The 24,906-nt window shown below is 71.4% G+C and carries 24 protein-coding genes and 1 pseudogene; 15 read left to right on the forward strand and 10 right to left on the reverse strand.

Features of this window, described 5'->3' with window-relative positions; all coding sequences use genetic code 11:
* Positions 1-77: 77 nt before the first annotated feature.
* On the forward strand, positions 78-1,385 hold the full coding sequence (locus C6376_RS10310; RefSeq protein WP_107443151.1) for an NAD(P)/FAD-dependent oxidoreductase: 1,308 nt from the start codon (positions 78-80) through the stop codon (positions 1,383-1,385).
* Positions 1,386-1,498: 113 nt separating this feature from the next.
* Here C6376_RS10310 and C6376_RS10315 read toward each other — a convergent pair whose 3' ends face one another.
* Positions 1,499-1,837 (reverse strand): MerR family transcriptional regulator, encoded by a 339-nt coding sequence (locus C6376_RS10315; protein ID WP_107443152.1) that lies wholly within the window; start codon positions 1,835-1,837, stop codon positions 1,499-1,501.
* A gap of 353 nt (positions 1,838-2,190) precedes the next feature.
* On the opposite strand from C6376_RS10315, the gene C6376_RS10320 reads away from it, so the two are divergent.
* Positions 2,191-2,562, forward strand: coding sequence for a hypothetical protein (locus C6376_RS10320; protein WP_107443153.1), 372 nt, complete (start codon positions 2,191-2,193; stop codon positions 2,560-2,562).
* Positions 2,563-2,631: 69 nt separating this feature from the next.
* Here the strand turns inward: C6376_RS10320 and C6376_RS10325 are convergent, their stop codons facing one another.
* The 3 genes from C6376_RS10325 to C6376_RS10335 all read right to left on the reverse strand — a co-directional run bounded on the left by C6376_RS10325 (position 2,632) and on the right by C6376_RS10335 (position 4,970).
* Positions 2,632-2,952: a hypothetical protein gene (locus C6376_RS10325; protein ID WP_107448878.1), complete on the reverse strand. Its 321-nt coding sequence runs from the start codon at positions 2,950-2,952 to the stop codon at positions 2,632-2,634.
* A gap of 160 nt (positions 2,953-3,112) precedes the next feature.
* Positions 3,113-4,588: a DEAD/DEAH box helicase gene (locus C6376_RS10330; protein WP_107443154.1), complete on the reverse strand. Its 1,476-nt coding sequence runs from the start codon at positions 4,586-4,588 to the stop codon at positions 3,113-3,115.
* 178 nt (positions 4,589-4,766) lie between these two features.
* Positions 4,767-4,970 (reverse strand): cold-shock protein, encoded by a 204-nt coding sequence (locus tag C6376_RS10335; protein WP_057577987.1) that lies wholly within the window; start codon positions 4,968-4,970, stop codon positions 4,767-4,769.
* Positions 4,971-5,646: 676 nt separating this feature from the next.
* Here C6376_RS10335 and C6376_RS10345 point away from each other — a divergent pair.
* The gene (locus C6376_RS10345; RefSeq protein WP_107443156.1) at positions 5,647-7,032 is read left to right on the forward strand and encodes a phosphatase PAP2 family protein; all 1,386 of its coding nucleotides are present in this window, start codon (positions 5,647-5,649) and stop codon (positions 7,030-7,032) included.
* A 79-nt stretch (positions 7,033-7,111) separates the two neighbouring features.
* Here the strand turns inward: C6376_RS10345 and C6376_RS10350 are convergent, their stop codons facing one another.
* Together C6376_RS10350 and C6376_RS10355 are read right to left on the reverse strand one after the other, a co-directional pair.
* Complete coding sequence (locus tag C6376_RS10350; protein ID WP_107443157.1) at positions 7,112-7,567, reverse strand: hypothetical protein; 456 nt, start codon at positions 7,565-7,567, stop codon at positions 7,112-7,114.
* A gap of 38 nt (positions 7,568-7,605) precedes the next feature.
* A complete protein-coding gene (locus C6376_RS10355; RefSeq protein ID WP_107443158.1) occupies positions 7,606-7,929 on the reverse strand; it encodes a hypothetical protein in 324 nt (107 codons plus the stop codon).
* Positions 7,930-8,069: 140 nt separating this feature from the next.
* Between C6376_RS10355 and C6376_RS10360 the strand changes: the two genes are divergently transcribed.
* Positions 8,070-8,504 (forward strand): DUF2809 domain-containing protein, encoded by a 435-nt coding sequence (locus tag C6376_RS10360; RefSeq protein ID WP_254075896.1) that lies wholly within the window; start codon positions 8,070-8,072, stop codon positions 8,502-8,504.
* A 121-nt stretch (positions 8,505-8,625) separates the two neighbouring features.
* On the opposite strand, the gene C6376_RS10365 is transcribed toward C6376_RS10360, so the two are convergent.
* The gene (locus C6376_RS10365; RefSeq protein ID WP_107448880.1) at positions 8,626-9,828 is read right to left on the reverse strand and encodes an Ig-like domain-containing protein; all 1,203 of its coding nucleotides are present in this window, start codon (positions 9,826-9,828) and stop codon (positions 8,626-8,628) included.
* Positions 9,829-10,046: 218 nt separating this feature from the next.
* Between C6376_RS10365 and C6376_RS10370 the strand changes: the two genes are divergently transcribed.
* From C6376_RS10370 to C6376_RS10390, 5 genes are all read left to right on the forward strand, one after another.
* Entirely contained in the window at positions 10,047-11,243 is a 1,197-nt protein-coding gene (locus C6376_RS10370; protein WP_107443159.1) for a peptidoglycan bridge formation glycyltransferase FemA/FemB family protein, read from the forward strand.
* A 152-nt stretch (positions 11,244-11,395) separates the two neighbouring features.
* A complete protein-coding gene (gene murJ, locus C6376_RS10375) occupies positions 11,396-13,009 on the forward strand; it encodes a murein biosynthesis integral membrane protein MurJ (RefSeq protein WP_107448881.1) in 1,614 nt (537 codons plus the stop codon).
* Between the two features lie 32 nt (positions 13,010-13,041).
* Positions 13,042-13,725: a response regulator transcription factor gene (locus C6376_RS10380; protein WP_107443160.1), complete on the forward strand. Its 684-nt coding sequence runs from the start codon at positions 13,042-13,044 to the stop codon at positions 13,723-13,725.
* A gap of 98 nt (positions 13,726-13,823) precedes the next feature.
* Positions 13,824-15,254, forward strand: a complete 1,431-nt coding sequence (locus C6376_RS10385; protein ID WP_254076359.1) for a HAMP domain-containing sensor histidine kinase — start codon at positions 13,824-13,826, stop codon at positions 15,252-15,254.
* Positions 15,251-15,883 carry a hypothetical protein gene (locus C6376_RS10390; protein ID WP_107443162.1) on the forward strand — a complete coding sequence of 211 codons (633 nt, stop codon included), beginning with the start codon at positions 15,251-15,253 and terminating at the stop codon, positions 15,881-15,883. The genes C6376_RS10385 and C6376_RS10390 overlap by 4 nt, the downstream gene beginning before the upstream one ends.
* A 121-nt stretch (positions 15,884-16,004) precedes the next feature.
* Here C6376_RS10390 and C6376_RS10395 read toward each other — a convergent pair whose 3' ends face one another.
* The gene (locus C6376_RS10395) at positions 16,005-16,484 is read right to left on the reverse strand and encodes a DUF5990 family protein (protein WP_107448882.1); all 480 of its coding nucleotides are present in this window, start codon (positions 16,482-16,484) and stop codon (positions 16,005-16,007) included.
* A gap of 112 nt (positions 16,485-16,596) precedes the next feature.
* Between C6376_RS10395 and C6376_RS10400 the strand changes: the two genes are divergently transcribed.
* Positions 16,597-17,433 (forward strand): DUF2182 domain-containing protein, encoded by an 837-nt coding sequence (locus C6376_RS10400; RefSeq protein WP_107443163.1) that lies wholly within the window; start codon positions 16,597-16,599, stop codon positions 17,431-17,433.
* Between the two features lie 206 nt (positions 17,434-17,639).
* Here C6376_RS10400 and C6376_RS10405 read toward each other — a convergent pair whose 3' ends face one another.
* A complete protein-coding gene (locus tag C6376_RS10405; protein ID WP_107443164.1) occupies positions 17,640-18,296 on the reverse strand; it encodes a DUF1326 domain-containing protein in 657 nt (218 codons plus the stop codon).
* 562 nt (positions 18,297-18,858) lie between these two features.
* Between C6376_RS10405 and C6376_RS10410 the strand changes: the two genes are divergently transcribed.
* Both C6376_RS10410 and C6376_RS10415 read left to right on the forward strand, forming a co-directional pair.
* Positions 18,859-19,107 carry a hypothetical protein gene (locus tag C6376_RS10410; RefSeq protein WP_107443165.1) on the forward strand — a complete coding sequence of 83 codons (249 nt, stop codon included), beginning with the start codon at positions 18,859-18,861 and terminating at the stop codon, positions 19,105-19,107.
* Positions 19,104-19,505, forward strand: coding sequence for a DNA-binding protein (locus tag C6376_RS10415; RefSeq protein WP_107443166.1), 402 nt, complete (start codon positions 19,104-19,106; stop codon positions 19,503-19,505). Before C6376_RS10410 ends, C6376_RS10415 begins: the two co-directional genes overlap by 4 nt.
* Before the next feature lie 465 nt (positions 19,506-19,970).
* On the opposite strand, the gene C6376_RS10425 is transcribed toward C6376_RS10415, so the two are convergent.
* Entirely contained in the window at positions 19,971-21,392 is a 1,422-nt protein-coding gene (locus C6376_RS10425) for an ATP-binding protein (protein WP_107443167.1), read from the reverse strand.
* Positions 21,393-22,429: 1,037 nt separating this feature from the next.
* Here C6376_RS10425 and C6376_RS10430 point away from each other — a divergent pair.
* The 3 genes and pseudogenes from C6376_RS10430 to C6376_RS10440 all read left to right on the forward strand — a co-directional run.
* A pseudogene (locus C6376_RS10430) lies at positions 22,430-22,720 on the forward strand (transposase); the annotation flags it as partial.
* Positions 22,721-22,996: 276 nt separating this feature from the next.
* A complete protein-coding gene (locus tag C6376_RS10435; protein ID WP_107443168.1) occupies positions 22,997-23,773 on the forward strand; it encodes a hypothetical protein in 777 nt (258 codons plus the stop codon).
* 179 nt (positions 23,774-23,952) lie between these two features.
* Complete coding sequence (locus C6376_RS10440) at positions 23,953-24,453, forward strand: hypothetical protein (protein ID WP_159083193.1); 501 nt, start codon at positions 23,953-23,955, stop codon at positions 24,451-24,453.
* The last annotated feature ends 453 nt before the right edge of the window (positions 24,454-24,906 follow it).

Genomic DNA, 24,906 nt, shown 5'->3' on the forward strand with positions numbered 1-24,906 from the left:
TTCACACTCCGTACCTGTCAGGAAACGGCGGGCCGTCCGGTTCAGGAGGCGAATCCGCTCAAGACAGGAGCAGGGATATGCAGCACCGCATCATCGTCCTCGGAGCCGGATACGCCGGAGCCGTCGTCGCGGGCCGCCTCGCCAGGCGGCTGCGCCCGGAAGACGTCGCCGTCACCCTCGTCAACGCCGAGGCCGACTTCGTCGAGCGCGTCCGTATGCACCAGCTCGCGGTGGGCCAGGATCTTCCGCCCCGGCCGCTCGACGAGATGTTCGCGGGCACCGGCGTCGAGCTGAGGGTCGCGAGGGTCACCGGCGTCGACGTCGACCGCAGGGCCGTGACCGTCGTCGACGCGAACGGCGCCGGGGAGCTGGCCTACGACACCCTCGTGTACGCCCTCGGCAGCGACTGGAACGACCAGGGCGTCCCCGGGGTCGCCGAGCACGCCCACCAGATCGCCGGCCGCCCCGGGGCGCTCCGGCTGCGCGAGCGCCTGGCCGGGCTCACCGCCGGGCAGCCCGTGGTCGTGGTCGGCGGCGGTCTCACCGGCGTGGAGGCGGTCACCGAGATCGCCGAGGCCCGCCCGGACCTCGACGTGGCCCTCGTCGCCCGCGACGGTCTCGGCGACTGGCTCTCGGCCAAGGGGCGCGGGCATCTGCGGAAGGTCTGCGACCGGCTCGGCGTCACCGTGCACGAGCACGCCGCCGTCACCGGCGTCGAGGCCGACCGTGTCACCACCGCCGACGGCGGGTCGGTCCCGGCCGCGGTCACGGTGTGGACGACCGGCTTCGCCGTCCACCCGATCGCGCGGGCCACCGCCCTGGAGGTCACCGACACCGGCCGGATCGTGGTCGACGCCACCATGCGCTCGGTCTCGCACCCGGACGTGTACGCGGTCGGCGACGCGGCCATGGCGAAGGGCGTCGGCGGCAAGCCGCTGCGGATGTCGTGCGCCTCGGGCGTCCCCATGGCGTGGCAGGCCGCCGACGCCGTCGCGGCCCGCCTGACCGGCGGGAAACTCCCGGACACGCCGCTGCGCTACTTCAACCAGTGCATCTCGCTGGGGCGCGGGGAGGGCCTGATCCAGTACGTCACCGGCGACGACCGCGCCGTGCGGGGGGCCCTGACGGGACGGCTCGCCGCCGCCTACAAGGAACTGGTCTGCAAGGGCGCGGCCTGGGGCGTCGCCCACCCGCTGCTCGGGCCGTCCCGGCGCCGGCCCGTCGTGCGGGAGGCCGTGCGGGAGCAGGCGAACCCGGGAGCCCCGGCGAGCCCGTCCGCCCCGACCGGTGCGCCCGATGCGGTCGGGGCACGCGTCCTGACCGGTTCACCCGTCCCGAACGGCCCGGTGGACTCGACGGACCCGGGGGTCGAGGCGCCGGCGTGACGCGCATCCGGACCGGGCGCCGTCGACGTCCGGGCGGCGCCCCCGCGGAGCGGTCCGCGCGGGGGCGTCGCGGCGTCCGGGACGTGTGTCCCTCGAGGGCTGCGCCCGGGCGATCAGTCGGTGCCGCCGGGCGTCCCGTTCGCGGCCCGGTGGTACTCGGCGTTGATGCGCTGGGCCTCCTCGAGCTGGTCCTCGAGGATGACGATGCGGCAGGCGGCCTCGATCGGCGTCCCCCGGTCGACGAGTTCGCGGGCGCGGGCGGCGATCCGCAGCTGGTAGCGGGAGTACCGGCGATGTCCCCCCTCCGAGCGGAGCGGGGTGATCAGCCGCGCCTCACCGAGGGCTCGCAGGAACCCCGGGGTGGCTCCGATCATCTCGGCCGCCCGGCCCATCGTGTATGCGGGGTAGTCGTCGTCGTCCAGACGATCACCGAGAGGGTTGTCCGTTGTCATGTCACCTCGCTGTGCAACGCGTCGAGGGGCCCCGGCGCCGTACGGCACCAGGGCCCCGAGGGAAATTCAACACCATCTGTCGGTCTTGCCGCTGTGCCGACCCTTCGGTTACCGCCGGTCGGCCCGGCGCGGGAGGCGCGGCGCGCCGTCGCTGGGCGTCACTCCCGCTGCTCCGGAGGAACCCCGCCGACCTGCGACAAGAGCCGCGGCCGGGTGGGCGTGCGGGGCGGGTGGCGGCCCCGGCCCGCCCCGCTCCGATCAGCAGCCCGGCCGGTGCCGGCCGCGTCGCCCGGTCCACGTGTTCACGACCGCGGGGCGGTATACGGAGCGGCGACTGCATAAAATGTGCTCTCATGTCGAACCCCGATGAGCTGCTCGTCGCCATCTCCGCCGCGGTGGAGTCCGAGCCGAGCAATCAGATGTCGCTGACCGTGGTCGTGGGCGGCGCCGTCATCACCGGCCGGCTGGCGCCGGAGGCCGTGTGGAGGGAACGGGTGGCGGAGGTCCTGAAGGACTCCGACCGGCTCGGCCCGTTCTCCGAGATCTTCGCCCGTGACCCGCGAGAGGGCAGGACCGGCGGTGAGGCGCCCACGCACCTGCACTTCCATCTGGCCCGCATCCTGCAGGGCAACCTGGGGATCCCCGAGGCGGGAGGCATGTACCGGGTCGCGATCAAGGACGTCGGCGCGTGGACCGTGGGCGACTTCAGCTACTTCGACCGGTGAGTCGCCGGCCCGTCCGCGCGTCCCGAGGGACGCGGCGGCGGCCGACGGTCACGAAGGACCACGCGCGGATCAGTGGGAGAGGGCGAGTCCGCCCGGGGTCCGGGCGTGCTCGCCCGCATCCCCGGGTCGGGCGCCCGACCGGATCCCGTGCGATCGCGGCGATCCGTCCAGGACGTCCCGCAGACGGATCCGGTCCGTGTAGGCGGAACTGCCGCGGAGGGCCGCGAGCCGGGCCAGGGTGACCACGCCCGTGCTCTGGTCGTCCCCGTCGCACACGGTCAGGTACCCGACACGGGCGCCCGCAATGACGGCCAGGGCGACCTCGACCGTCATGTCGTCACAGACCCGGGGCGCGTGCGCGTCGACGACGTCCTCCCTGGTCGCGGTCATGGCCAAGGTCGCGGGGGCGGGGTGCGCGGTGGTGCGGTACTGCGTCTGAGCCGGCGTCAAAGGTGCCTCCTGCGATGAGGGGTCGGGGTCCTGTACGGGCGTGGGTACGCCGGGGCCCAGGGAGGCAGCGCTCTCCCTGGGCCCCGGCGCGGAACAGGTCTCAGGCGGCCGAGTCGAGGTCGGGCCTGCGCGGCGTCCGGCGGCGCACCGCCGCGACTACCGGCCTGCCCTGGCCGGCGCGGTCCCGGCGCCCCCGGGAGGGCGACGACGTACGGCGGGGGCGCTCCACGGCCGGCGCGGTGATGACGACCGGGACGCCGGACGGGGTCCGTGCCCCGGTGATGCGGCTCAGCTCCGCCTCGCCCGACCGGACCGGGGTGACGCGCGCGTCGATGCCGGCGTCGGCCATCAGGCGGGCCATACCGCGGCGCTGGTGCGGCAGGACGAGGGTGACGACGGTGCCGGACTCGCCGGCGCGGGCGGTGCGGCCGCCGCGGTGCAGGTAGTCCTTGTGGTCGCCGGGCGGGTCGACGTTGACGACGAGGTCGAGGTTGTCGACGTGGATGCCGCGGGCGGCGACGTTGGTGGCGACCAGCACCGTGACGTGTCCGTCCTTGAACTGGGCCAGGGTGCGGTTGCGCTGCGACTGGGACTTGCCGCCGTGCAGGGCGGCGGCGCGGACGCCGTTGCCGAGCAGATGGCCGGTCAGCCGGTCCACCGCGTGCTTGGTGTCCAGGAACATGATCACCTTGCCGTCCCGTGCCGCGATCTCGGTCGTCGCCCGGTTCTTGTCCGCGTCGTGGACGTGCAGCACGTGGTGATCCATCGTGGTGACGGCGCCGGCCGACGGGTCGACCGAGTGGACTACCGGGTCGGTCAGGTAGCGGCGGACCAGCAGGTCGACGTTGCGGTCCAGGGTCGCCGAGAACAGCATCCGCTGCCCGTCGGGGCGCACCTGGTCGAGCAGGGCGGTGACCTGCGGCATGAAGCCCATGTCGGTCATCTGGTCGGCCTCGTCGAGGACGGTGACGGCGACCTGGTCCAGCCCGCAGTCACCGCGGTCGATGAGGTCCTTGAGGCGCCCGGGCGTGGCGACGACGACCTCGGCGCCGCCGCGCAGGGCGTGCGCCTGCCGGCCGATCGGCATGCCGCCGACGACGGTGGCGATGCGCAGGCGCAGCGCGCGGGCGTAGGGGGTGAGGGCGTCGGTGACCTGCTGGGCCAGTTCCCGGGTGGGGACGAGGACCAAGGCCAGCGGCCGGCGGGGTTCGGCCCGCTGTCCCGCGGTGCGCGCGAGCAGGGCGAGGCCGAAGGCGAGGGTCTTGCCGGAACCGGTGCGGCCACGGCCCAGGACGTCCCGGCCGGCCAGCGAGTTCGGCAGCGTCGCGCCCTGGATCGGGAACGGCACGCTTACGCCTTCCTGGCCCAGCGCGGCCAACAACGGCTGCGGCAGCGCGAGTTCGGCGAACGACTCGACGGCCGGCAGTGCGGGCGTCATCGTCTTCGGCAATGCGAACTCGGCCGACGCGGCCGACCGGTTTCCGTAGCCGTGGGAGCGGCGCGAAACACCGGAACGGCCGGTGCCACGGCTTCCTCCGGGGCGGCCGTAAGCGCGGTTCGTGCGGTCGCGATTCATACGGGATCTCCTCGATGCGGGCACGTATCAAGGGATTTCCGCAGCAAAGTGAACGGCGCTGAAAATCGCGAGAACGAGCCGGTGATGACAGGGCGGAAACGCCCTGGAAAACAAAACGAGCCGGGGCCCGCACCCTCAGGTGCGGGCCCCAGCTGCGAAGAACGTGTCTGTGCCTGTGTCAGGCGATGACGATGTTCTCGGCCGTCGGGCCCTTCTGGCCCTGCGCGATGTCGAACGACACCTTCTGGCCCTCGAGCAGCTCACGGAAGCCCTGGGCAGAGATGTTGGAGTAGTGGGCGAAGACGTCGGCGCCGCCGCCGTCCTGCTCGATGAAGCCGAAGCCCTTTTCGGCGTTGAACCACTTCACGGTGCCAGTAGCCATTGTGTTTCTCCTTCGGAGACGGTGTCAGGAATACGCCCTGTGCGGATTCCGTGTCGCCGTGATGATCAGCCGTCGGAAAAACCTTCTGGCAACCACACCTGCAACTGACAACGACAGTAGCACGTCGTGATCGACCCTGTGCGGCGAATAACTTCGGGCCGTTCGCGGCCCCAGAAATATTCCTCGGGCGCTGCGCCCATTTCTCATTTCGCAAAAACAGATATTGCTCTCCCGGGCCGTGACGTTGTGGGCCTCGCCGTCGCCGCTCCGGTCGCCGCCCGCGAAGCCTTGGCCGGGGCCCGTCGGACAGTGCTTCACGGCCGGTCGGAAGCGTGTCCGGCAGTGTCCGTGCGGCCCTGTCCGTTCATGCTTCACGGCCGGTCGGAAGCGTGTCCGGCAGTGTCCGTGCGGCCCTGCTCCGTTCGAGCCGCAGCGTCGTTCGCGCGGCTGAGCGGCCGGAGCGGCGGACGGCGACGTCCGACTCGCCGCCGGTGTCGCCGGGTGCGGGGTCGTCGGTACCGAAACGCGTTCCGGCGAAGTCCGCGCACCGCTCCGATAACATGTTCGAACTCGCGACGAACGCCCCTCCTTGTCCCCTACCGGAAGGGCATACCGTGCGGCGCGAAAAGTACCTGTTCAGCCCGCATCTCACACACTGGTCAGACAATTGATACCTATGTCATCACGGGTGTTCTCGCGAATAAAGGGGCCGCAGGCCGTCCTGTGGGCGGCGGTCGGCGTGGCGGCGCTCGGGCTCTTCGTCACGCTGGAGATCGTCGCGCGTCACTACGGTCTGCCGGGGCCGATCACCAGCCAGGCGCGCGAGGTGATATTCCCGCCCAAATCGGGTGGACTGCTGTACGCCAGCATGGCGTTGATGCTGGTGGTGGTGGACTGGCGGCAGCGGTTCATCGCGGTCGGCGCCGCGATCGCCATAGACGTCGGCTTCCTGCTGGTCCGGTGGGCGGCCGACATCAAGGTGACGGAGGGCCATCCCTTCGGCAACGGGGCCCTGTGGGTGACCCTCGGCTGCGCGGTCGTCGCGCTCACGCGCCGCACCGGCCGTGACCGCGCCCTGCTGCTGAAGGGCGCCGGGCTGGCCCTGCTGCTGATGGCCGGCCGCAAGACAGGGGACACCTGGCTGCTCATCACCTCCACGACCCGCCCGACGGTGCTCGACCAGTACGTGGCGATCGCCGACCACGCGCTGGGCAACCCGTCGTGGCTCGTGGGCCGCGCCGTCACGGCCACCGGCTCGATCGGCTTCAACGTCCTCGACTTCGTCTACGGCCAGCTGCCGGTGGCCGCGGTCCTCGTCGCGCTGTACCAACTCCGGAACGTGGCGGTCGAACGCCGCTTTCCGCGCCATCACCTGGTGCGCACGTTCCTGGCGATCGGGCTCCTCGGCCCGGGCATCTACATGATCTTCCCGGTGGTCGGGCCGATCTTCGCCTACGGCGACGGCACCGAACACTGGGCCGCGGTCAGCCTCTGGCAGCAGTCGCACCCCAGCCTGCAGTGGGCGGTGGCCGATCTGTGGCCGACGACGCCCCCGCCGATCAGCCCCCCGCACCCGATGCCGTTCGACGGGGTGACCCCGCGCAACTGCATGCCCAGCCTGCACACGGCGTGGGCCACCGCGATCTTCATCCACACCCGCAAGGGCCCGCGGGCGCTGCGTTACGCCGGCGCGTTCTGGCTGGCCGCCACGCTCGCCGCGACGCTGGGATTCGGCTTCCACTACGGCGCGGACATCCTCGCCGGGGTGGTGTTCACGCTCACGATCGAGGGAGCCCTGCGCGCGCACGACCGCGGTTGGTCGCAGTCGGGCATCAGGCTGGTCGCGTACGGCACGACGGTCTTCGCCGCGCTGCTGCTGTCGTACCGCTACCTGCCGCTGGAGATGGCCGGGCATCCGTGGTTCTACGGCCCGCTCCTCGTCCTGGCGACGGTCTCCGTCGTCTACGCCTATCTGCGGACCACGGTGGCCTGGGAACCGAAGCCGGTGCTGCCCCGGCAGGCGGAGCCGCAGCAACACGCCTCCGCGGTGAAACCGCTGTAGCCCGGTCGGCGGTGCGCAGCGGCGGACGGCGCACCGCGTACGCGGCCGACGCCATCGGCCGCGTCGACAACGCTGCGGGTCAACACACCCGGACCGTGGTCCGCCTGCCCAGTACGACGCCGACGAGCAGGGCGCCGGCGAGGGCGACGACACCGGCGGTGACCATGCCGGCGTGCAGGCCGCCCAGGATGTCGGCGCGGGACGGGACGGCGCCCGACGAGAGGGCGTCGGTGCGGGCGGCGGCGATCGCGCTCAGACCCGAGACGCCGATCGCGGCCACGTACCGCGGCAGCTGCGACAGCCCGCCGACGACGCCCCGGTCCTCCTCGGTGACGCCGGTGGTCATCACGGTGATGAAGGAGACGACGCCGAAGACGTGGCCGAGCCCCATGACGGAGGAGGTGACGAGCAGGGCGGCCAAATTCACGTCCTGGGGCGGGGCGAACATCGCCACCGTGCCGACGCCCTGGAGGAGCAGGCCCGCGGCCAGCACCTTCACCCCGCCGAACCGGCCGAGCAGCCGGGCCACGTACATGCCGCCGAGCGTGGCGGCAGCGCCCTCACCGAGGTAGCTCAGACCGGCCCGGAGGGGGCGCTGAAGCCCAGCACGTCCTGCATGTACAGGCTCAGCAGCACGGTCGTGCCGGCGCACATCCCGAAGGTGATGACGCCGAACAGCCCCGACCACTTCACGGACGGCCGGTTCAGCACGGACAGCGGCACCAGCGGTTCCGGGTGGCGCCGCTCGACCAGCAGGAACGCGACCAGCAGCAGCAGGCCGCCGACGATCGGGCCGAACGCCGCGGGCTGCGTCCAGCCCTCGTCGCCGCCGGTGGAGATGCCGTAGAACAGGCCGAACAGGCCGAACGTGGCGAGGACCGCGCCGGGGACGTCCATACGGCGGGCTGCGCCGGACGGTGAACAGCCGCTTGCGGCCGATCAGGTCGGCGACCCGGGCGAACAGGGGCAGCAGGCTCGCCGACGGCAGCAGGCCGGCGGCCTGACGACCGTACGGCCGTCAGGCAGTATGAGGCCCTGTGACCGGCATCTCCGAGACCCGCGGTGGCGCCGCCGACCCGCTGCGGACCAGGCTGGCTGCGGCCGGCGCCGCGGTGCTGACCGTCGGCGCGGGGCTCGGGCTCCGGGCCGTGGCGGCCGGCGACGTGGCCAAGTACGGCGGGGACGCGCTGTACACCGTCCTGCTGCTCACGCTCGTCGTCGCCCTCGCGCCGCGGGTGTCGCCCCTGACGGCCGCCGGCAGCGCGCTGGCCGTCAGTTGGGCCGTGGAGTTCCTCCAGCTCGGCTCCGTGCCGGCCGACCTCTCCCGGCGCAGCGCCCTCGCCCGCCTGGTGCTCGGCTCCACCTTCAACGCCCCGGACCTGCTCTGGTACGCGGTGGGCGCGGCGGTGGGCGGGCTCGTCCATACGGCGCTGCGGGCCGGCCGCGCGAGCGGAGACCCCGGCACCGGCTGAGGCATCGCCCGCGGTACGCGCCCGGAGGTATGCGCCCAGCGGCATCCGCCGGGCGCCATTCGTGGTACGGCGAGTGGCGGAGCGGACGGCCGTTCCGAGGAGACGCGCCAAGCGCGGCTCCTCAGCGCAGCGCGCTCTTCTGCTGCCATTGGGCCCACGAGAGGTTCCACGTGCCGAAGCCGTTGCCGGGCTCGACCACGCCCTTGGTCTCCTTGCCGGTGATCTCGAACGGGTCGCCCGGCCGCACCTGCCCGTACAGCCAGGCCGCGTTCGCGTCGCTCATTCCTATGCACCCGGAACTGTGGTTGGCGGAGCCGAAGTAACGGGCGTTCCACGGTGCGGCGTGCGCGTACATGCCCGACCAGGTCAGCCGCATCGAGTAGTCGACCATCTTGTCGTAGGCGTTGCCCAGGCCCACCGTCTCGGAGTTCATGTTGATCGTGCCCTCCTTGGCCATGAGCACGGCGGTGCCGTGCCAGGAGCGCTTGTCGCCGCCGGGCGTTCCGCCCGAGACCGGTATGCGCCGCACCGTCTCGCCGTTCCGCTCGAGGGTGAGCTGATGGCTGTCGAGGTCGACCTTGACGATCTGCCGGGCGCCGACGGTGAAGCCGGTCGTGTAGTCACGCACGAACCAGCCGCCGTCCGGTCCCGAGTCGATGCCGTTCAGCTCGGCGTTCAGCGTGACCTTGGTCCCGGGCTTCCAGTACGCCTCGGGCCGCCAGTCCACCCGGTCGCCGCCCGACCAGTCGCGTATCCATCCCCAGGAGCCCTTGGTGCCGTTCGACGTGGTGATCTTCAGCTGCTTCTCGACCTCGGCGCGGTTCTTGACCGGGCGGTCGAAGACCAGGGAGACGGGCTGGGCGACACCGACGGTGGCGCCGGCGCCCGGCCGCCAGTCGACCTTGTTGACCTTGTCCGCCGCAGCCGTGGTGAAGGCGGCCCCGGTGCTCCCCGCGGTGCCGTCGTCGGTCCGGGTCGCCGCCGTCACCGTGTACGCCGCGCCGGGCACGGCCTTGCGGTCGGATACCCACGAGCGGCCGTCGGCGGCGACCTTGCCGGCGAGCCGGCGGCCCTCGGCGTCGGTGACGGTCACCGAGGTGAGCCGGCCGCCCGAGGCCGTGACCGTCACGGGCCGGCCCGCCGCGATCTTCGTACCCGTCGGCGTGACGGTGATCGCGACCGGGCGGCCGGGGGTGCCCGACGATCCCTTGGCGTCGGGGCCGCTCGGGTCGGCGCTCGCCGAGCAGGCGGCGAGCGGAGCCAGCAGGGCGGCCACGACGGCGGCCCGGACACGGGCGTGGGCGAGTACGCGTATGCGGGGCAACAGGACCTCCAAAAAGGATGGGAACGGAGTCGGTGAATCGGTGATGTCGTGACTGTAGAGCCGGAAAACCCGAGGTCAGCGGCTATGGGGCAATGTGACGGCGACTGGTGAGGAATGGTCATGGTCCGGTCACATTCGCCGTGCGGAGCGGTCATGGGCCGCTGTGAGCATCTGCTGTGTCCCCGCGACAGGTCCGGGGAGAAGGAGAGGCTCAGACCGTGTCAGCGCTGCTCGTGCCGCCCAGCCGTGTGTGCCAAGCCCGGGACCGGGGTGTGGCGTTGCGCCCCATCACCGCCGAGACCTACCGCGCCTTCCTCACGACCCCCGACGGGGCCGCCCTCGGCGCGGGCTTCCTCCAGTGCCCGTCCTGGGCCGACGTCAAGGAGGGCTGGCGTTCCCAACTCCTCGGCTGGGGACCGGATCCGGAGGCCGGCGCGCTGACCGGCGTCGCCCTCGTGCTGATGCGGCAGTTCCCCGGCACCCGCAAGTACTTCGCGTACCTTCCCGAAGGCCCCGTCGCCGACTGGAACGCCCCCGACGTCGACAGCTGGCTCGGCCCGCTCCTCGAACACCTGCGCCGCGCGGGCGCGTTCGCCGTGCGCATCGGCCCGTCGCCCGCCTACCGGCGCTGGGACGCCGCCCTGCTCAAGCCGCTCACCGGTCCGGGCCGACGCCTCGGCGACGTCCTCGCCAGCGAGGTCGACCCGCTCGGCACCGCCGTCGCCGAGCGGCTGCGGGCCCGGGGCTGGCGCCGCTGCGGTGGCGAGGGGACCGGCGAGGACGGCGACGCCCAGCCCCGGCACGTCTTCCAGGTGCAGCTCGCCGGACGCACCCCGCAGGACCTGTGGTCCGGGCTCAACCAGGAATGGCGGCGCAATGTGCGCCGGGCCCGGAAGGAGGGTGTGGAGGTGGTGGTCGGCAGCGCGGCCGATCTTCCCGAGTTCCACCGGCTGCTCGGCATCACCGAGCGGCGAGACGGCTTCCGGCTGGGCCGCTCGCTCGCCTACTACGAGCGTCAGTACGCGGCGCTCAACGCCGAGGAACCGGGCCGCATGAGGCTGTATCTCGCCCGTCACCGGGGAGAGGTCCTGGCCGCCCACACGCTGATCACGGTCGGCCGGCGCGCCTGGTACCAGACCGGCGCCTCCGCCGACCACCGTCGCGAGGTCCGGCCCTCCAACGCCCTGCAGTGGCGGATGCTGCTGGACGCCCACGCTCTCGGCGCCGACGTCTACGACATGCGCGGGGTACCCTCCACTCTCGATCCTGACGAACGTGCGTACGGACTGCTGCGCTGGAAGCTCGGCACCGGGGGGCAGGTCGTCGAGACGCTGGGGGAATGGGAGACACCGATGACCGGCAGCGCCAACCACGCGCTCCACCGCGCCTTCCAGGCATACCTGAACCGCCGATGAAGCGGACGACACCGGCGCCGACCACGCCGACCACGCGGACGGCGCCGACGGGAGCGCTCCCGGCGCCGATACCCGGCGACACGGCCGACGCGGGGACCGCGAAGGCGCCGACCACGCCGACGGCGACGCAGACGCCTGGGGCGATGAAGGCGATGAAGGCGAAGGAGACGAAGGGGGCGAAGGCGACCTCCGCGGGACGCAGCAGCGCCGTCATGGCCGCCGGGTCCGTCGTCTCCCGGGCCACCGGCTTCGTCCGGTCCGCCGTGGTCGCGGCGGCGGTGGGCACCATCGGACCGACCGCCGACGGTTACGCCGTCGGCAACGCCCTGCCCACCATCGTCTACATGCTGCTCCTCGGCGGCGCGCTGAACGCCGTCTTCGTGCCCGAACTGGTCAAGGCCGCCAAGGAACACGACGACGGGGGCGCGGCGTACACCGACCGGCTGGTCACCGTCTGCGTCGTCGCGCTGCTGGCGATCACCGCGACCGCGGTGTGGGCGGCTCCCGCGATCGTCGACGTGTACACCGACTACACCGGCCCGCAGGCGGCCATGACCACCGCGTTCGCCCGCTACTGCCTGCCCCAGATCTTCTTCCTCGGACTGTTCACCCTGCTCGGACAAGTCCTCAACGCCCGGGGCCGGTTCGGCGCGATGATGTGGGCGCCGGTCCTGAACAACGTCGTCGTCATGGCCGTCTTCGGCACGTACCTGGCGCTGGCCCTCGGCGGCGGTGACACGCTCACCGCGACCGAGACCGCCGTACTCGGCTGGGGCACGACCGCCGGCATCGCCGTCCAGGCACTCGCCCTCGTCCCCGCGCTGCGCGCGGCCCGCTTCCGCTGGCGGCCCCGATTCGACTGGCGCGGCAGCGGACTGACCCGCCCGCTGCGTTCGGCCGGCTGGCTGGTGCTGCTGGTGCTGGCCAACCAGGCCGCGTACTGGGTCACCACCCGGCTGGCCACGACCGCGGGCCTCGACGGCGGCCCCGGATACGGCGCGTACAACAACGCCTACGTCCTGTGGGTCGTCCCGCACGGCATCGTCACCGTCTCGGTGGTGACCGCGCTGATGCCCCGGATGAGCGCGGCCGCCGCCGACGGGGACACCGCCGCCGTGCGGCGCGACGTCTCCCACGCCCTGCGCGTCAGCGCGTCGGCCGTCGTACCCGCCGCCTGCGCGCTGTTCGCGCTCGGCCGGCCGGTGATGGCCCTCGTCTTCGGGTACGGCAGGACCACCGCCGACGACACCGTCGCCATGGCGGGGATCCTGATGGCCTTCGCGCCGGGGCTCGTCGCCCTGTCGGGCCAGTACGTCCTGTCCCGCACCTTCTACGCGCTCTCCGACACCCGTACGCCGTTCCTGCTCAACCTCGTGATCGTCGCCCTCAACGCGGCACTGTCCGCGGCCGCCGCACACCTGCTGCCGGCCCGCTGGGCGGTGACCGGCATGGCGGCGGCGTACTCGCTGGCGCTGTGCGCGGGCTGGGCGGTGACCGGCCGGGTGCTGAGCCGCCGGCTCGGCGTCGCGCACCCCCTGCGCTCGTCCGCCGTCGGCGCGCACGGACGGCTGCTGCTCGCCGCCGTCCCCGCCACCGCCCTCGGGTACCTGGCGGCCCTCGGCGCGGCGTCGGCGGGCGCCCTGGCCGCCGCAACTGCCGGCGCCGTCGTCGTCGTCCTCACCTTCGCCCTGCTCGCCCGCCCGCTGCGGCTCGCCGAACTCGACACGCTGCTGCGCGGACTGCGCCGGCGACCGGGCCGGACCTGACCACGACGATCACCACCGAGGGAGAACCGCCGATGCCCCGCGTGCTCCTCATCGAGGACGACCCCTCGGTACGCGAGGGGGTCGAACTCGGTCTGCGCCGCCGCGGCCACGAGGTACGGGCGGCCGCGACCGGCGAGGCCGGCCTCGCCGCGCTCGCCGAGTTCCGCCCCGACCTGCTGCTGCTGGACCTGATGCTGCCCGGAATGAACGGCGTGCAGGTCTGCCGGCAGGTCCGCGAGCGCAGCCAGCTGCCGATCATCATGCTCACCGCGCGCGGCGACGACTTCGACGTGGTCATCGGCCTGGAGGCCGGCGCCGACGACTACATCGTCAAGCCCGCCCGCACCGAGGTGATCGAGGCCCGGATCCGGGCCGTGCTGCGCCGCCTGGACGACGGCAACCCGGGCCGCCCCGCCATCGAGGTGTACGGCGCGCTCACCGTCGACCGGGTCGGACTGACCGTCGCCAAAGCCGGCCGGCCGCTCGCCCTCGCCCCCTCGGAGCTCAAACTCCTGCTGCACCTGTGCGCCGCCCCCGAGCAGGTCTTCAGCAGGCAGCAACTGCTGGAGCACGTCTGGGAGCACAGCTACCACGCCGACGCCCGGCTGGTCGACGCGTGCGTGGCACGGCTGCGCGGCAAGATCGAGGACGAGCCCGGCAGCCCGCGCTACGTCCAGACGCTGCGGGGCTTCGGGTACCGCTTCGGGCCGCTGTGATCACCGGCCTCCGGCGCGGCCGGCCGGGCCGCGGCGACGACGACGCGGGACGAGGCGGCCCGCCCGCCGAAGAGCGGTCGCGGGTCAGGGCGTTCGGCCTGCGCACGCGCCTGCTGCTCGCCTTCCTGCTGGTCGCGGCCGTCAGCGCCGGCACGACGGCCGCGCTGACCTACCGTGAGGCCCGCAACGCGCTGCTGGAGACCGCCCAGGACACGGCGATCACGTCGTTCCGCGACCAGGTCCAGCAGACGGGCTTCTCCCTGCCGGTGCAGAGGGAGGGCCTGGAGGAGGTCCTGCGTGACATCGCCCGCAAGGGCAAGCCGCACCCCTGGGTGGTGTTCGCCGAGTACGGCTCGCTGCGCGCCTCCTCGGGCGAGAACCCCGTCTCCACCGTCATCACGCCCGAACTGCGGCGCGCCGCGACGGCCGATCCGCACGGCAGCTTCGAGCGGGTCGTCAAGGAGGGCGTCCCCTATCTCACCATCGCCATGCCCACCGTCTTCAAGGCGAGCGCGTCGAGCGTGCTGCCCAGCGGTCTCGTCCTGTACGCCGTCATGCGGATGACCGACGAGCAGCTCAACGTCGACGCACTCCTCACCGCCGCCCGGGACGGCGCCCTGCCCGGCCTCGTCGTCGCGCTGATCCCCGCCCTGCTCGCCGCGCGCAGCGTGCTGCGCCCGGTACGGGAACTCAGCCGGGCGGCCCGCAGCATGGGCAGCGGCAGGCTCGACACCCGGATCCCGGTGCGCGGCAGCGACGAACTGGCGGACCTGGCACGCACGTTCAACGAGTCAGCGGCCCAACTCGAGCGATCGGTACGGGAACTGCGCGAGGCCGAGGAGCGAGCCCGCCGGTTCGCCTCCGACGTCTCGCACGAACTGCGCACCCCGCTCGCCGGGATGCTCGCCGTCACCGAGGTCCTCGACGAGGACGCCGACGACCTGGACGCCGACACCGCGCGGGCCGTCCGGCTGGTCAGCGCGGAGACCGGGAAGCTCGCCGTGCTCGTCGAGGACCTGATGGAGATCTCCCGCTTCGACGCCCGCGCGGCCGAGCTGAACACCGACGAGGTCGACGTCGCCGAGGCCATCGGCAAGACGCTGCAGCACCGGCACTGGACCGACGGCCGGGTCCGCGTCGAACTTCCCGGCGGCATCCGGGCCCGCCTCGACCCCCGCCGCTTCGACGTGGTGGTCGCCAACCTCGTCGGCAACGCCCTGCGGCACGGCGGCGCGCCCGTCACGGTGCGCCTGCGCACCGAGGAGCGTCCCCCGGGCCCGCCCGTGCTGGTCACCGAGGTCGTGGACAGCGGGCCCGGCATCCGCCCCGAATCCCTCCCGCACATCTTCGACCGCTTCTACAAGGCCGACGCGGCCCGTACCCGCTCGGCCGGCAGCGGCCTGGGACTGGCGATCACCCAGGAGAACGTGAGGCTGCACGGCGGAACGATCGACGCGGGGAACCTGCCGGGCGGCGGCGCCGTCTTCACCGTCGAGATACCGCTCCACGCGGAGGAGGCCGGCGGATGAGGGTTGCGCGGATGCGCCGGCGTGCCGCGGCCGTCGCGGTGGCCCTCGTGCTCGGTGCTCCGCTGCTCGGCGGCTGCGGCATCCCGGAGACCGACGTCATCGAGGCGGGCGGTCCCGCCACCGTCCAGGCCTTCCTCACCCGCGGCGCCGACGTGCTGCTCTTCTTCCGCTCCCCCGACGGCCGGGTGCGGCCCGTGATACGGACGGTGCGGATCCTGACCGTGCCCGTCGGGTCGGGTGCGGCGAACGAGAGCTCCGCCGGGCAGTCGGCGCAGCTGGCGACGGAGAAGATCGTCACGATGCTGCTCGCCGGCCCGCAGGAGGACGACCGCGCCGCCGGCCTGGACACCCGGCTTCCCGCCGCCCTGCCCGGCGTTCCGGTCCGGATCGGATCCGCGAAGGACGGCAGGGCCACGGCCCGCGTGCCCCTCGCCCTGGACGGCCTGGACGACACCGCGCTGCGCCAGCTGACCTGCACGATCGCCTACGGCCTGGACGTCGACGGCCGGACCGCCGTGGACCTGACGGGACAGGACGGCGCGACCCGGTCGGGCACCTGCGGCCTCGCCCCCGGCAGCACCGGGGGCGAGGCGGCGCAGACCGGGACCGGGACCGCACCGCCCGGCTGAGCGTCCGCAGGTGCACGGAACGGAGCGCTTTTCCGAACACGGGCGGCATGCTTGCGATCGCACGCACCAGACGCCGCCCGGCCTGCCCTTCGGGCAGACGACGCTACTTTCGAAACACGCCCTAGGAGGCGGCCCGGACGTCGGGTGCGGCGGTCCAGGTGATGTGCGGGGGCTCGACTCGTGCGCACAGGGGACCGCCCTGCGCGTCGGTCAGGCCGAGCCGTCCGACCAGCAGCCCTTCGCGTGCCGCGGCGGCGAGTACGTCGGCGGGGACGACGTCGAGCATGAGCTTGGCGCGGCGGAACATGGTGAAGACGCCCGCCTCGTCGACCGTCCCCCACGACAGGTAGACGAACCTCCGGCCCAGCCGGTGCTGCACGTACGGCCCGGCGACCTCGGTGCCGGCCGGCGTGGCGCTCGTGGTGCACTCCAGGGTCCAGGTCGCGGACGACGCGTCGGCGGGCTGCGGGTCGAGGAGTTCGGCCGGACGGTCCCGGCGCTGCACGGCGACGTGGATGTTGCGGTAGGCGGGCGTTCTGCCGTCGGCGGAGGCGGGGCGGGTGAGTCCGGGCAGGTCGACGGCGTCGATGCGGATGCGCATGCCGGCCATCCTCCCGCCCTCGTCCCCGCGGGGCGAGGCCGACCCCGGGCGAGCGGGTCGCGGCACAGAGGGATGCGTGCTGTCCTGGAATTATCCGCAGGAGTACACGCCGATGCGCCATTTCCGGAGTTCCGTCTTCGTACCCGCCCGGTCGCCCGCGCCGACCGGAGCGGGCGGTGGCCTGTTGCCGGCGCGGGATCTCGCGGTCGCCTGGCTCCTGGTGGTCATGATCGCGGTGCCCGCCTGGGCGCTCACGATCGCGCAGGCGCGGGACATGGGGGTCGAGGCCGGCACGATGGGGATGGCGCTGCCGCTGTTCCTGCTGCTGTGGGTGACGATGATGGCGGCCATGATGCTGCCGTCCATGGCGCCGGTGGCCATCACGTGGGCGCGTGGGATCGGCCGGCAGTCCTCCGGCTGGACGCGGACCGCGCGTACCGTCCAGTTCGCCTGCGGGTATCTGCTGGTGTGGACCGTTTTCGGACTGCTCGCCTACGCGGCCCTGGCCTTCACCGGCGGCCTGGTGGACGACCATCCGACCGCGGGACGCTGGATCGGCGCGGTCGCCTTCCTGCTTGCGGGCCTGTATCAGCTCGGCCCCCTCAAGCACGTCTGTCTGCGGCACTGCCGCGACCCCATGGCTCACCTCGTGCGCTACGCGGGATTCGGGCAGCCGGCGCGCGATCTTCGGGTCGGCTGCCATCACGGCGCCTACTGTGTCGGCTGCTGCGCGGGACTGATGGTCGTCCTGATCCCGCTCGGCGTGATGAACGTGGCGGCGATGGCCCTGCTGGCGGTGGTGATCTTCGTGGAGAAGCTGTGGTCCCATGGTGCGCTGCTCGGGCGGGTCGTGGGCATCGCGTTTCTCGTCCTCGCCGTGCTCGCACCGTTCCAGGACTGGCTGCTGCCCGGGCTGCAGGAGGCGACGCCGTCGATGGACGGCATGTGACGTCCTCGTCTCCCTGAGTCGCCGGTCGCGGCGGCCCGGTGAGGATCTGCAGCTCGGGGAAGATCCGCAGATCGAGAGCACCGTGCTCCGCCTCCGCCTCCGCCCCGGGCCGAGGCGGAGGCGGAGGCCGGAGCGCCGAAGCCGACGATGATCGTCGACGGGGAACCTGCCCGGCCGGAACGCCACAAGCACGCGACGGCTCTTCGTCAGTCGGGACCGCTCCAGTCGAACCCGAAGTGCTTGCTCGACTTCCCCGAGCGTTCCCAGGAGAAGCCGAACGCGTCGGCGTGGTCGGTGGTGGCCCGTCCCCAGGTCGCGACCTGGCCGGGGCCGACCTCGGCGCCCGGGGCGTTGTGGACCTGGACACGCGCGCCGTCCGGAGTCGTCGGGCCGGTGAGCGCCTCGGCGGCAGCCGTGACCCGGCCGGGAATCTCGGCTCGCCAGGCGGCAAGGTCCTCGTCGATCTCCACGTGGATGGGGGCGACGTCCATACCGCGCATCTCGGGGTGGAACATCTCCCCGAACTGCGCCGGCCAGCCGCCCGCCTCACCGCCGAAGATCGCTCCCAGCGCACCGCGTTGCCGGTCGTCGGCACGTTCGTCGAGGAAGACCGCGGCGTACGGGTCGGTGTGCGTGCCGGCCCAGGGATTGCCGACGAAGGAGCCGAGCATCAGGACGTTGAGACCGTCGAGCCGCACGTCGCCGAAGCTGCCTTCCCGGATGTGCCAGACCAGCACGCCTTCGCAGTCGCCGTAGGTCGGGGCCTGTGCGAACGTGCAGGGGCACGGTATGGCGCACTTGCACACGTCGAACCAGTCACCGGCAAGGCGCCAACGCGTACCGGTGGTGACCTGCTCCGTCATCTCGCATCCCTCCTGCCGGGCCCGTGGGGCCCACTCGGAGTGGCGAGACCGCATGTCCCGAGCCCACTTCCAGGATCGCGAGGCGGTCTCCCTTCCAGCTTGCACCTCACGTGCCGGTAGCGGAACCCGGAGATCGCGTGGCGTTCCGTGTTCGACGGCCGACAGGGAGCGAGCCGGCTCCTCGAACGGTTTTTGGAGGGATCCCGGAAATCGACTCAGGGACGAACCGGGACGGAAACTGAGGCGGACGACGAAGAAGGGCCCCACCGCGAACCTTCTGGCCGGCGCGGAATCGCCCCCTTGCTCCCCGTTCTGCGACCGGGCCGCGGTGAGCGCGGTGACCGGGTCACCGTCGGGTGGTGCCGCGGGCCACCATTCGCCGTCGTCGTCCTGGCGGTAGGGGTACCGGCGGGCGTCGGGGCCCCGACGCAACTGGATGCCGTGGTGGGTGAGGGTGAGGCGGTTGCGCCAGGCTCTGAGACCGCGCCCCGGCTGTCGCTGACCGGACCGACTGCCGGAAACAGCAAGGACGTGGCGCGCATACCGCAGTATGCTTACTGGTATGGCTGACACCACACGCATCACGGTGACACTCCCCACCGAGCAGGTGGCCGAGCTGAAGAAGATCACGGACAACATCTCCGGCTACGTGGCCGAAGCGGTCGCCAGGCAGATCCGGCACCAGCTTCTGGGGGCCGACCTGCGCGGCCACACAGACGAACACGGGGCCTTCAGCGAGGAAGAGCTGGCCGAGGCGCGGGCGCGGATCTTCGGCACCACGCAGGCCGCCGGCGGCGCGAGCGCCGCGTGAGCGGGCACATCGAGACCGTCGTCCTGGACAGCGACGGGTTGTCGGCCTGGGTGGCGCAGGACCGGAAGGTTCTGGCGATGTTCCAGGTGTTCCACGACATGGGAGCGGACCTTGTCGTCAGCGCCAACACCATCGTGGAGGTGAGTCACGCCAGGGTGAACCTGCCCCGACTGCAATGGGCGCTCTCCCGGGTCAAGGTGGAGCCGGTCACCGAGGCGGCGGCCAAGGCGGCGGCACAACTGCTCAAGGGCGCCGGTCTGCACGGACACAAGTACGCGATCGACGCCACCGTCGCCGAAGCGGCCTTGCGTCAGCCTGGCCCGGTCGCCATCCTCACGTCGGATGTCGATGACATGACCCGGCTGTGCGGCAGCAAGGTCCGGATGGTCATGCCCTGACCGCGACGTCGTCCCGCGACCATGGACGAATCCGCGCGGCTCCGCCGAGAACCGGAGTCGCCGCAGTTCAGCCCGCGATGGGTGAACGAGGCATCGACGGATGCGGGGGCATGACCGCGTTCGGTGTCAAAGCCGCTCAGGGCGCAATGCCTGCTGGCAGCTCAGGGCGGCGACGCAACTTCCCCGCCGACTACGACAGCCGAGCCGCCGCGCCTTCGCCACCTTCACCGCCCCCGGCTTCGGCCCGGTCCACAACCGCCGCACCGACGGACCCCCTGCCGCTGCGGCACCCGCCACGACCCGGAGGACGAGGCCCTCGGCTCCCCGCTCGACGTTCGTCTGGGGGTTCGGGGAGGGACGGGGGCGTTCTGACCTGCGGCGGAGCGGCGCTGAGGGCAGGTGGTGGACGGTGCTGAACGGCAGCGAACGCAACCAGAACTGCAACCACCGGGGTTCAGTTCCCGCTCACGTCCTGAGCCAGGCGCCGAGCAGTTCTTGGGGACCGTACACGGCCTGGAGGCCGGAACAACCGACCCCGTTGCGGGAGACCGCGACGAGCGGTACCGGCTGGTCGGTGATCGCTGCCCGGTGCTTCTGCAGTGCGGCCAGGTCGTGGCTGTCGAACGCAGAGTTCTCCAGCCACTTGACCGAGCCGAGGAAGAGCAACTGCTTGGCCACCGGTTGCCGGTCGGCGCCCACCAAGTCGATTTCGACGTCGTTGCTGCGGGTCCAGTACCCGCCGATCGCCGGGGTGTCAGGCAGGAGCCCGTCCGGCAGGAGACGGGCGAGGGATTCCCGCACCAGGGGCTCGACAGCGCGGCCCCGCCAACTCGTCCACTGCTCCTGGATGCGGCTCAGTGTGAGATCCCCCCGCATCCGTTCGATCTCCGCCATGTGCGGATCCAGAAACGCGAGCCAGAACCGCAGGTAGGGGTCTGCCACCCGGTAGCGGCGTTCCTTCGACGGCCTCAGGGAGAGGGGAAGTTCGGCGGCCACGACCCGTTTCTCGGTCAGCACGTCTGTGGCTCGGGTGAGCGTGGTGTGGGCGATGCCGCCGGCCGCGCGCGCGATGTTGGTGAAGGTCCGCTCTCCGGATCCGATGGCCCGCAGTACCTCCCTGCTCATCGCCTGTGGCGGAAACTCCGCGGCCAGTGAGCGTTCGGCGGAGACCAGCAGGGCCGAGATGGGGTTGTCCAGCGATTCGCGGAGGAACTCCCAGACGTCGGCCCCGGCCTGCCACTCCGCGCAGATCAGGGGGAGACCCCCCGTGACCAGCGCGGCGTCGAACGCGGCCGCCGGAGACAGGGCGAGCATCTCGCCGATGTCGGCGGGGTTCAGGGGCCCGACGATCATTTCCCGCCCCCGCTGGTGAAAGGGACGGTCGTAGCTGTTCAGCGCCTCCATCATCGACAGATCGGACCCGACGAGGAGGAGAAGTACCGGCTTTCGGCTGAGTAGCCGGTCCCATGCCCGCTGGAGCATGCCCTCGAAGGCGTCGATTCGGTCCATGAGATACGGAACCTCGTCGATGACCACCACGCTCGGGCTGTCGTCGGGAAGCATCTCCGCGAGCAGCCTCAAGGCCGCGTTCCACTGCGCCGGGGTCTCCTCGGAGAACAGTTCCCGCTCCGGCAGGTTGGATCTGGCGACGGCGTCGAGCAGCTCCGTCAGTTCGTCCTCCGCCGTGCCGCCCGCAGCGGTGAAGAAGAGGTACGGCGTCTCGGTACGCCGGAGGAACTCCTCGACGAGGCTGGACTTGCCGACCCGCCGTCTTCCCCGCATGAGGACGCATTGCCCCGGTTTCGCCGACCCGACGGCATCGTGGACCGCCCGCAAGGCGGTGCCGAGCACGTTCAGCTCGCGATCCCGCCCGATGAAACGACGCATGGCAAGACTCCCGATAGGGATAGTATCGTCATAGATACTATCCCTATCGATACCATCTTTCCCTCATTCGGGCACGGGGCTCATGACGCCGTGGATGCGTGTCGCCAGCGTTGATCGGGACTTCATGGGGGTGCACCTCGTCGGACCGGGGAGTCGCAGTGGGGCGGGAGGCTCGGCGCCGGGTTTCCAGAATGGCGTACCTCATGGTCGGCGGGTGCCGCATCAGGGCAGGTTCCTCCCAGCGGACGCCGGCGCTTGTAGCCTGCCTCGACTGCGGCGCGCGAGGCCCGACCGGAGCTCACCGTGTGGATCCTGGTCGTCGGCAACCGTCGCGAGGTCTACCGCAAGGTTCCGTAGGCGTGCGTCACATAGCCGGTTCGGTCACGAGCGGGAGCGGATCGCGCGGCCGGTGCCGACTGGGAGGGGCAAGGGGTACGTCTTTCGCCTCGCCGGTCGGCGGCAAGTCGGCGACGCTCTCTGAGAACTCCCGGAAACCGATTCAGAGGCGAACTGAGACGGAAGCTGAGACAGGAAACGTCGAAGGGCCCGCTGCAAGCAGCGGGCCCTTCGACATCGTGCCCGGTGAGGCACTGGCGGAGGATACGAGATTCGAACTCGTGAGGGGTTGCCCCCAACACGCTTTCCAAATGTTCGTCTGGGGGTTCGGGGTGGGTCGGGGGCGTTCTGACCTGCGGTGGAGCGGTTCGCTGGACAGTCGGCGGACGCCTCCGGACGGGGGTGAATGCAACCAAAACTGCAACCAGAGGTGCAGCTGTTCTGCCTGGTCAAGACGGGTTTGTATCGGCCCGGCCGGCGGCCGGGGAGGGATGGGCAGAGAAGCCAGGGCGTGGCCGCGGGAGGCTGCGGTGAGTAAGGGAGCTACGCCGCGCTCGACCGGGGCCACCGGCCCGAGCCCCCGAGCCCCGGATCAATGTGCTAGGTCGTGTCTTCAAATGATCTTGAGTGGTGGATCATGGTCGGGTGATACGTCGCCATGAACTGTCTGATGCCGAGTGGGAGTCGTGCGGCCCGCCCACGTCCTGGGCGACAAGGGTTACAGCTCCCGGGCCATCCGCACCTGGCTGCGACGGCGAGGCATCGGCCACACCATCCCGGAGCGGGCCGACCAGGTCCGCAACCGGCTCCGGCGCGGCAGCCGGGGCGGGCGCCCGCCAGCCTTCGACAAGCAGCTCTACAAGCGGCGCAACGTGGTGGAACGGTGCTTCAACCGCCTGAAGCAATGGCGCGGTATCGCGACCCGCTACGACAAGACCGCCGAGTCCTACCAAGCAGCCGTCACCCTCGCATCGCTCCTGATGTGGGCGTGACATTTGAAGACAACTCCTAGCCAGCATGGGCGTGACGGCGCTCTCCGAGCCGCTGCCTGTACCTGCCGATCTCAAGCGGCACGATGTGAATGCGTAGCCGTGCCGGCGTAGAGGGACCGTCGGCTCCGGTCGGAGTGAAGCAACTTCCTTGTCGGTGAAGATCATGATGAAGGTGTTCCGGCGCCGCCGGTCCCGGCACAGTAAGGGGCCTGCTGCATAGAAAACTTGGGGCTCTCTCCTCTCTGATGTCGATGGCGGGTGGCATGATGCCCGGCCATGGGCAACAGAGACGGCAGTGACGAGGCATACGTCGTTGATCTGTGCAGTCAGGTACTTGGTGAACTGGCCCTGACGCAGCACAAGTTTGACTGGCTGCTGGGAGATCCGGGGACGGGTGGGCGGCGAGCGAAACTGCCCGTCGATGCTTACTGGCCGGGCCATCAGCTCGTGATCGAGTACCGGGAGTTGCAGCACGACCAGCCGGTGCCACACTTCGACAAGCCCGATCGGCTCACCGTCAGCGGCGTCCACCGGGGCGAGCAACGAGCCCTCTACGACGCCCGGCGTGACGCCGAGATCCCCGCTCACGGCCTGCGCCTGGTGGTAATCCGTCCCGCGGATCTCGACGGGGACGGCCGTGGGCGTCTGCGCCGCGACCGGGAAGCGGATCTCGTGGCGCTGCGAGCGATCCTGGCACGTGAGAGTGACGAGGACCGGGTCGCTGACGCCTTCCGCACGTGGTTGCTGGCCCAGGGCTGGACCCCGGTCACCCCCACCGACCGCTGGACCGACATCGAGGCGGTTCGCGGCAGGGAGCGGCTGATCTGCGAGGCCAAGGGGCGAACCAGCGAGCCGGGCACCGACGCCGACATCGCCTACGGACAGCTGCTGCGCCGGATGACGAACGAAGTTCCGGACAGCCGGTACGCCCTCATCGTGCCTTCCTCGTCCGTCAAGGCCGTCGAACGCGTCCCCGCGCACGTCCGCAGGCTGCTGCGCATCGACGTGTACGAAGTGACGGACGACGACCGGGTGCTACACCTGCCGACGTAGACGCCCCAGCCCACGGAGTCCTGCCGAAGCGGGCCACTGCGGCGAATCCGCTGACCTTGCCCGAGTGGACCTGGCGAAACTGACATCGCCGAGTGCCACACGGCTACCATGAACGCCTTGGGGCGGGCGGCTGCTGAGTGGAGACAGGGGGGCGCTGATCCATGGGAAAGTCGGCGCGGGTGCTGGGCCAGGAGTTCGGCCTTTCGGCCCGTCAGATGAATGAACTCCTCAAGGAACATGGCTACCTGGACGGGAGCCCCGGTGCTTACGGGCTGACGGATAAGGGGCAGCAGTACGGCGAGGAGCAATACCACTCGCGCGGCACCGGCGGGTACGCGCAGTACAACCCGTACTGGGAGACCCGCACCTGGAACGACGGCACGGCAGCGGCACTGAGGGCCGACATGGCAGCCGCCCCTGTAGGTCGTCCCGTAGCAGAAGACTCTTCCACCAGAGAGGAAGACGTCTTCGGGTACGAGCCCTTCACGGACCACGGCGACGACGGTGGGGAAACCCCTCAGCCCCGGTGGACGGGGCTGGTGATCGGAGGCGTCGTCGTGGGCGCTCTCCTCATCGCTCCTCACGTCAAGCCTTTCTGGAACAACAAGGTGAAACCTGCTGCGAAGAAGCTGCGGAACGGGCTGAAGAAACAGGAACCTGTCGAGCCCGCCGACTCCTGACATCGCCGGGTGGCCGGCGTTCCGCCACTGCACTTGCGACTGCGATCTGCCCGCTCATCCCGAGGTGCTCCTGAGCGGGATTGTCGCCAGGGTGTTCCAGGTGCCCGTCAGGTCCTGCTTGTTGGGATCTGACGGTGCAGGCGATGGGCAGGGGTCAGCCAGCCCGTGTTCGGAGGCTCGACCCTGGCCAGGAAGACGAGGAACTGAGCTCCGTGACACCGCCAGGTCCGGTGCGACCAGACAGCCAAACGGGAGTTCGTCTCAAAGTCCTGTCCCTTGGGCCGGACGAAGGCCACTGCGAACGCCAAGCGGCGGAGTGTGCGGCACCGAGACCGACCGGGCGACGGCTTGCACCTTCGCTGTCCCCAAGGCCACGGTGGGCCTCGTCACGCCCTCGCCCGGATACGTTCCCCGACCTGGCCGAGTACGGCGCGCCTGGCTCCACAGCCTACG

This window comes from Streptomyces sp. P3, from assembly GCF_003032475.1.
GTDB lineage: Bacteria > Actinomycetota > Actinomycetes > Streptomycetales > Streptomycetaceae > Streptomyces.

What these genes read in the sequence shown, in the direction of transcription:
- C6376_RS10310 (WP_107443151.1), top strand. Translation starts at nt 78, where the DNA reads ATGCAGCACCGCATCATCGTCCTCGGAGCCGGATACGCCGGAGCCGTC.
- C6376_RS10400 (WP_107443163.1), top strand. Translation starts at nt 16,597, where the DNA reads ATGCGCCATTTCCGGAGTTCCGTCTTCGTACCCGCCCGGTCGCCCGCG.
- C6376_RS10405 (WP_107443164.1), bottom strand. Translation starts at nt 18,296, where the DNA reads ATGACGGAGCAGGTCACCACCGGTACGCGTTGGCGCCTTGCCGGTGAC.
- C6376_RS10425 (WP_107443167.1), bottom strand. Translation starts at nt 21,392, where the DNA reads ATGCGTCGTTTCATCGGGCGGGATCGCGAGCTGAACGTGCTCGGCACC.
- C6376_RS10380 (WP_107443160.1), top strand. Translation starts at nt 13,042, where the DNA reads ATGCCCCGCGTGCTCCTCATCGAGGACGACCCCTCGGTACGCGAGGGG.
- murJ (WP_107448881.1), top strand. Translation starts at nt 11,396, where the DNA reads ATGAAGGCGAAGGAGACGAAGGGGGCGAAGGCGACCTCCGCGGGACGC.
- C6376_RS10330 (WP_107443154.1), bottom strand. Translation starts at nt 4,588, where the DNA reads ATGAATCGCGACCGCACGAACCGCGCTTACGGCCGCCCCGGAGGAAGC.
- C6376_RS10350 (WP_107443157.1), bottom strand. Translation starts at nt 7,567, where the DNA reads ATGTACGTGGCCCGGCTGCTCGGCCGGTTCGGCGGGGTGAAGGTGCTG.
- C6376_RS10315 (WP_107443152.1), bottom strand. Translation starts at nt 1,837, where the DNA reads ATGACAACGGACAACCCTCTCGGTGATCGTCTGGACGACGACGACTAC.
- C6376_RS10435 (WP_107443168.1), top strand. Translation starts at nt 22,997, where the DNA reads ATGGGCAACAGAGACGGCAGTGACGAGGCATACGTCGTTGATCTGTGC.
- C6376_RS10335 (WP_057577987.1), bottom strand. Translation starts at nt 4,970, where the DNA reads ATGGCTACTGGCACCGTGAAGTGGTTCAACGCCGAAAAGGGCTTCGGC.
- C6376_RS10345 (WP_107443156.1), top strand. Translation starts at nt 5,647, where the DNA reads ATGTCATCACGGGTGTTCTCGCGAATAAAGGGGCCGCAGGCCGTCCTG.
- C6376_RS10410 (WP_107443165.1), top strand. Translation starts at nt 18,859, where the DNA reads ATGGCTGACACCACACGCATCACGGTGACACTCCCCACCGAGCAGGTG.
- C6376_RS10320 (WP_107443153.1), top strand. Translation starts at nt 2,191, where the DNA reads ATGTCGAACCCCGATGAGCTGCTCGTCGCCATCTCCGCCGCGGTGGAG.
- C6376_RS10325 (WP_107448878.1), bottom strand. Translation starts at nt 2,952, where the DNA reads ATGACCGCGACCAGGGAGGACGTCGTCGACGCGCACGCGCCCCGGGTC.
- C6376_RS10355 (WP_107443158.1), bottom strand. Translation starts at nt 7,929, where the DNA reads ATGGACGTCCCCGGCGCGGTCCTCGCCACGTTCGGCCTGTTCGGCCTG.
- C6376_RS10390 (WP_107443162.1), top strand. Translation starts at nt 15,251, where the DNA reads ATGAGGGTTGCGCGGATGCGCCGGCGTGCCGCGGCCGTCGCGGTGGCC.
- C6376_RS10395 (WP_107448882.1), bottom strand. Translation starts at nt 16,484, where the DNA reads ATGCGCATCCGCATCGACGCCGTCGACCTGCCCGGACTCACCCGCCCC.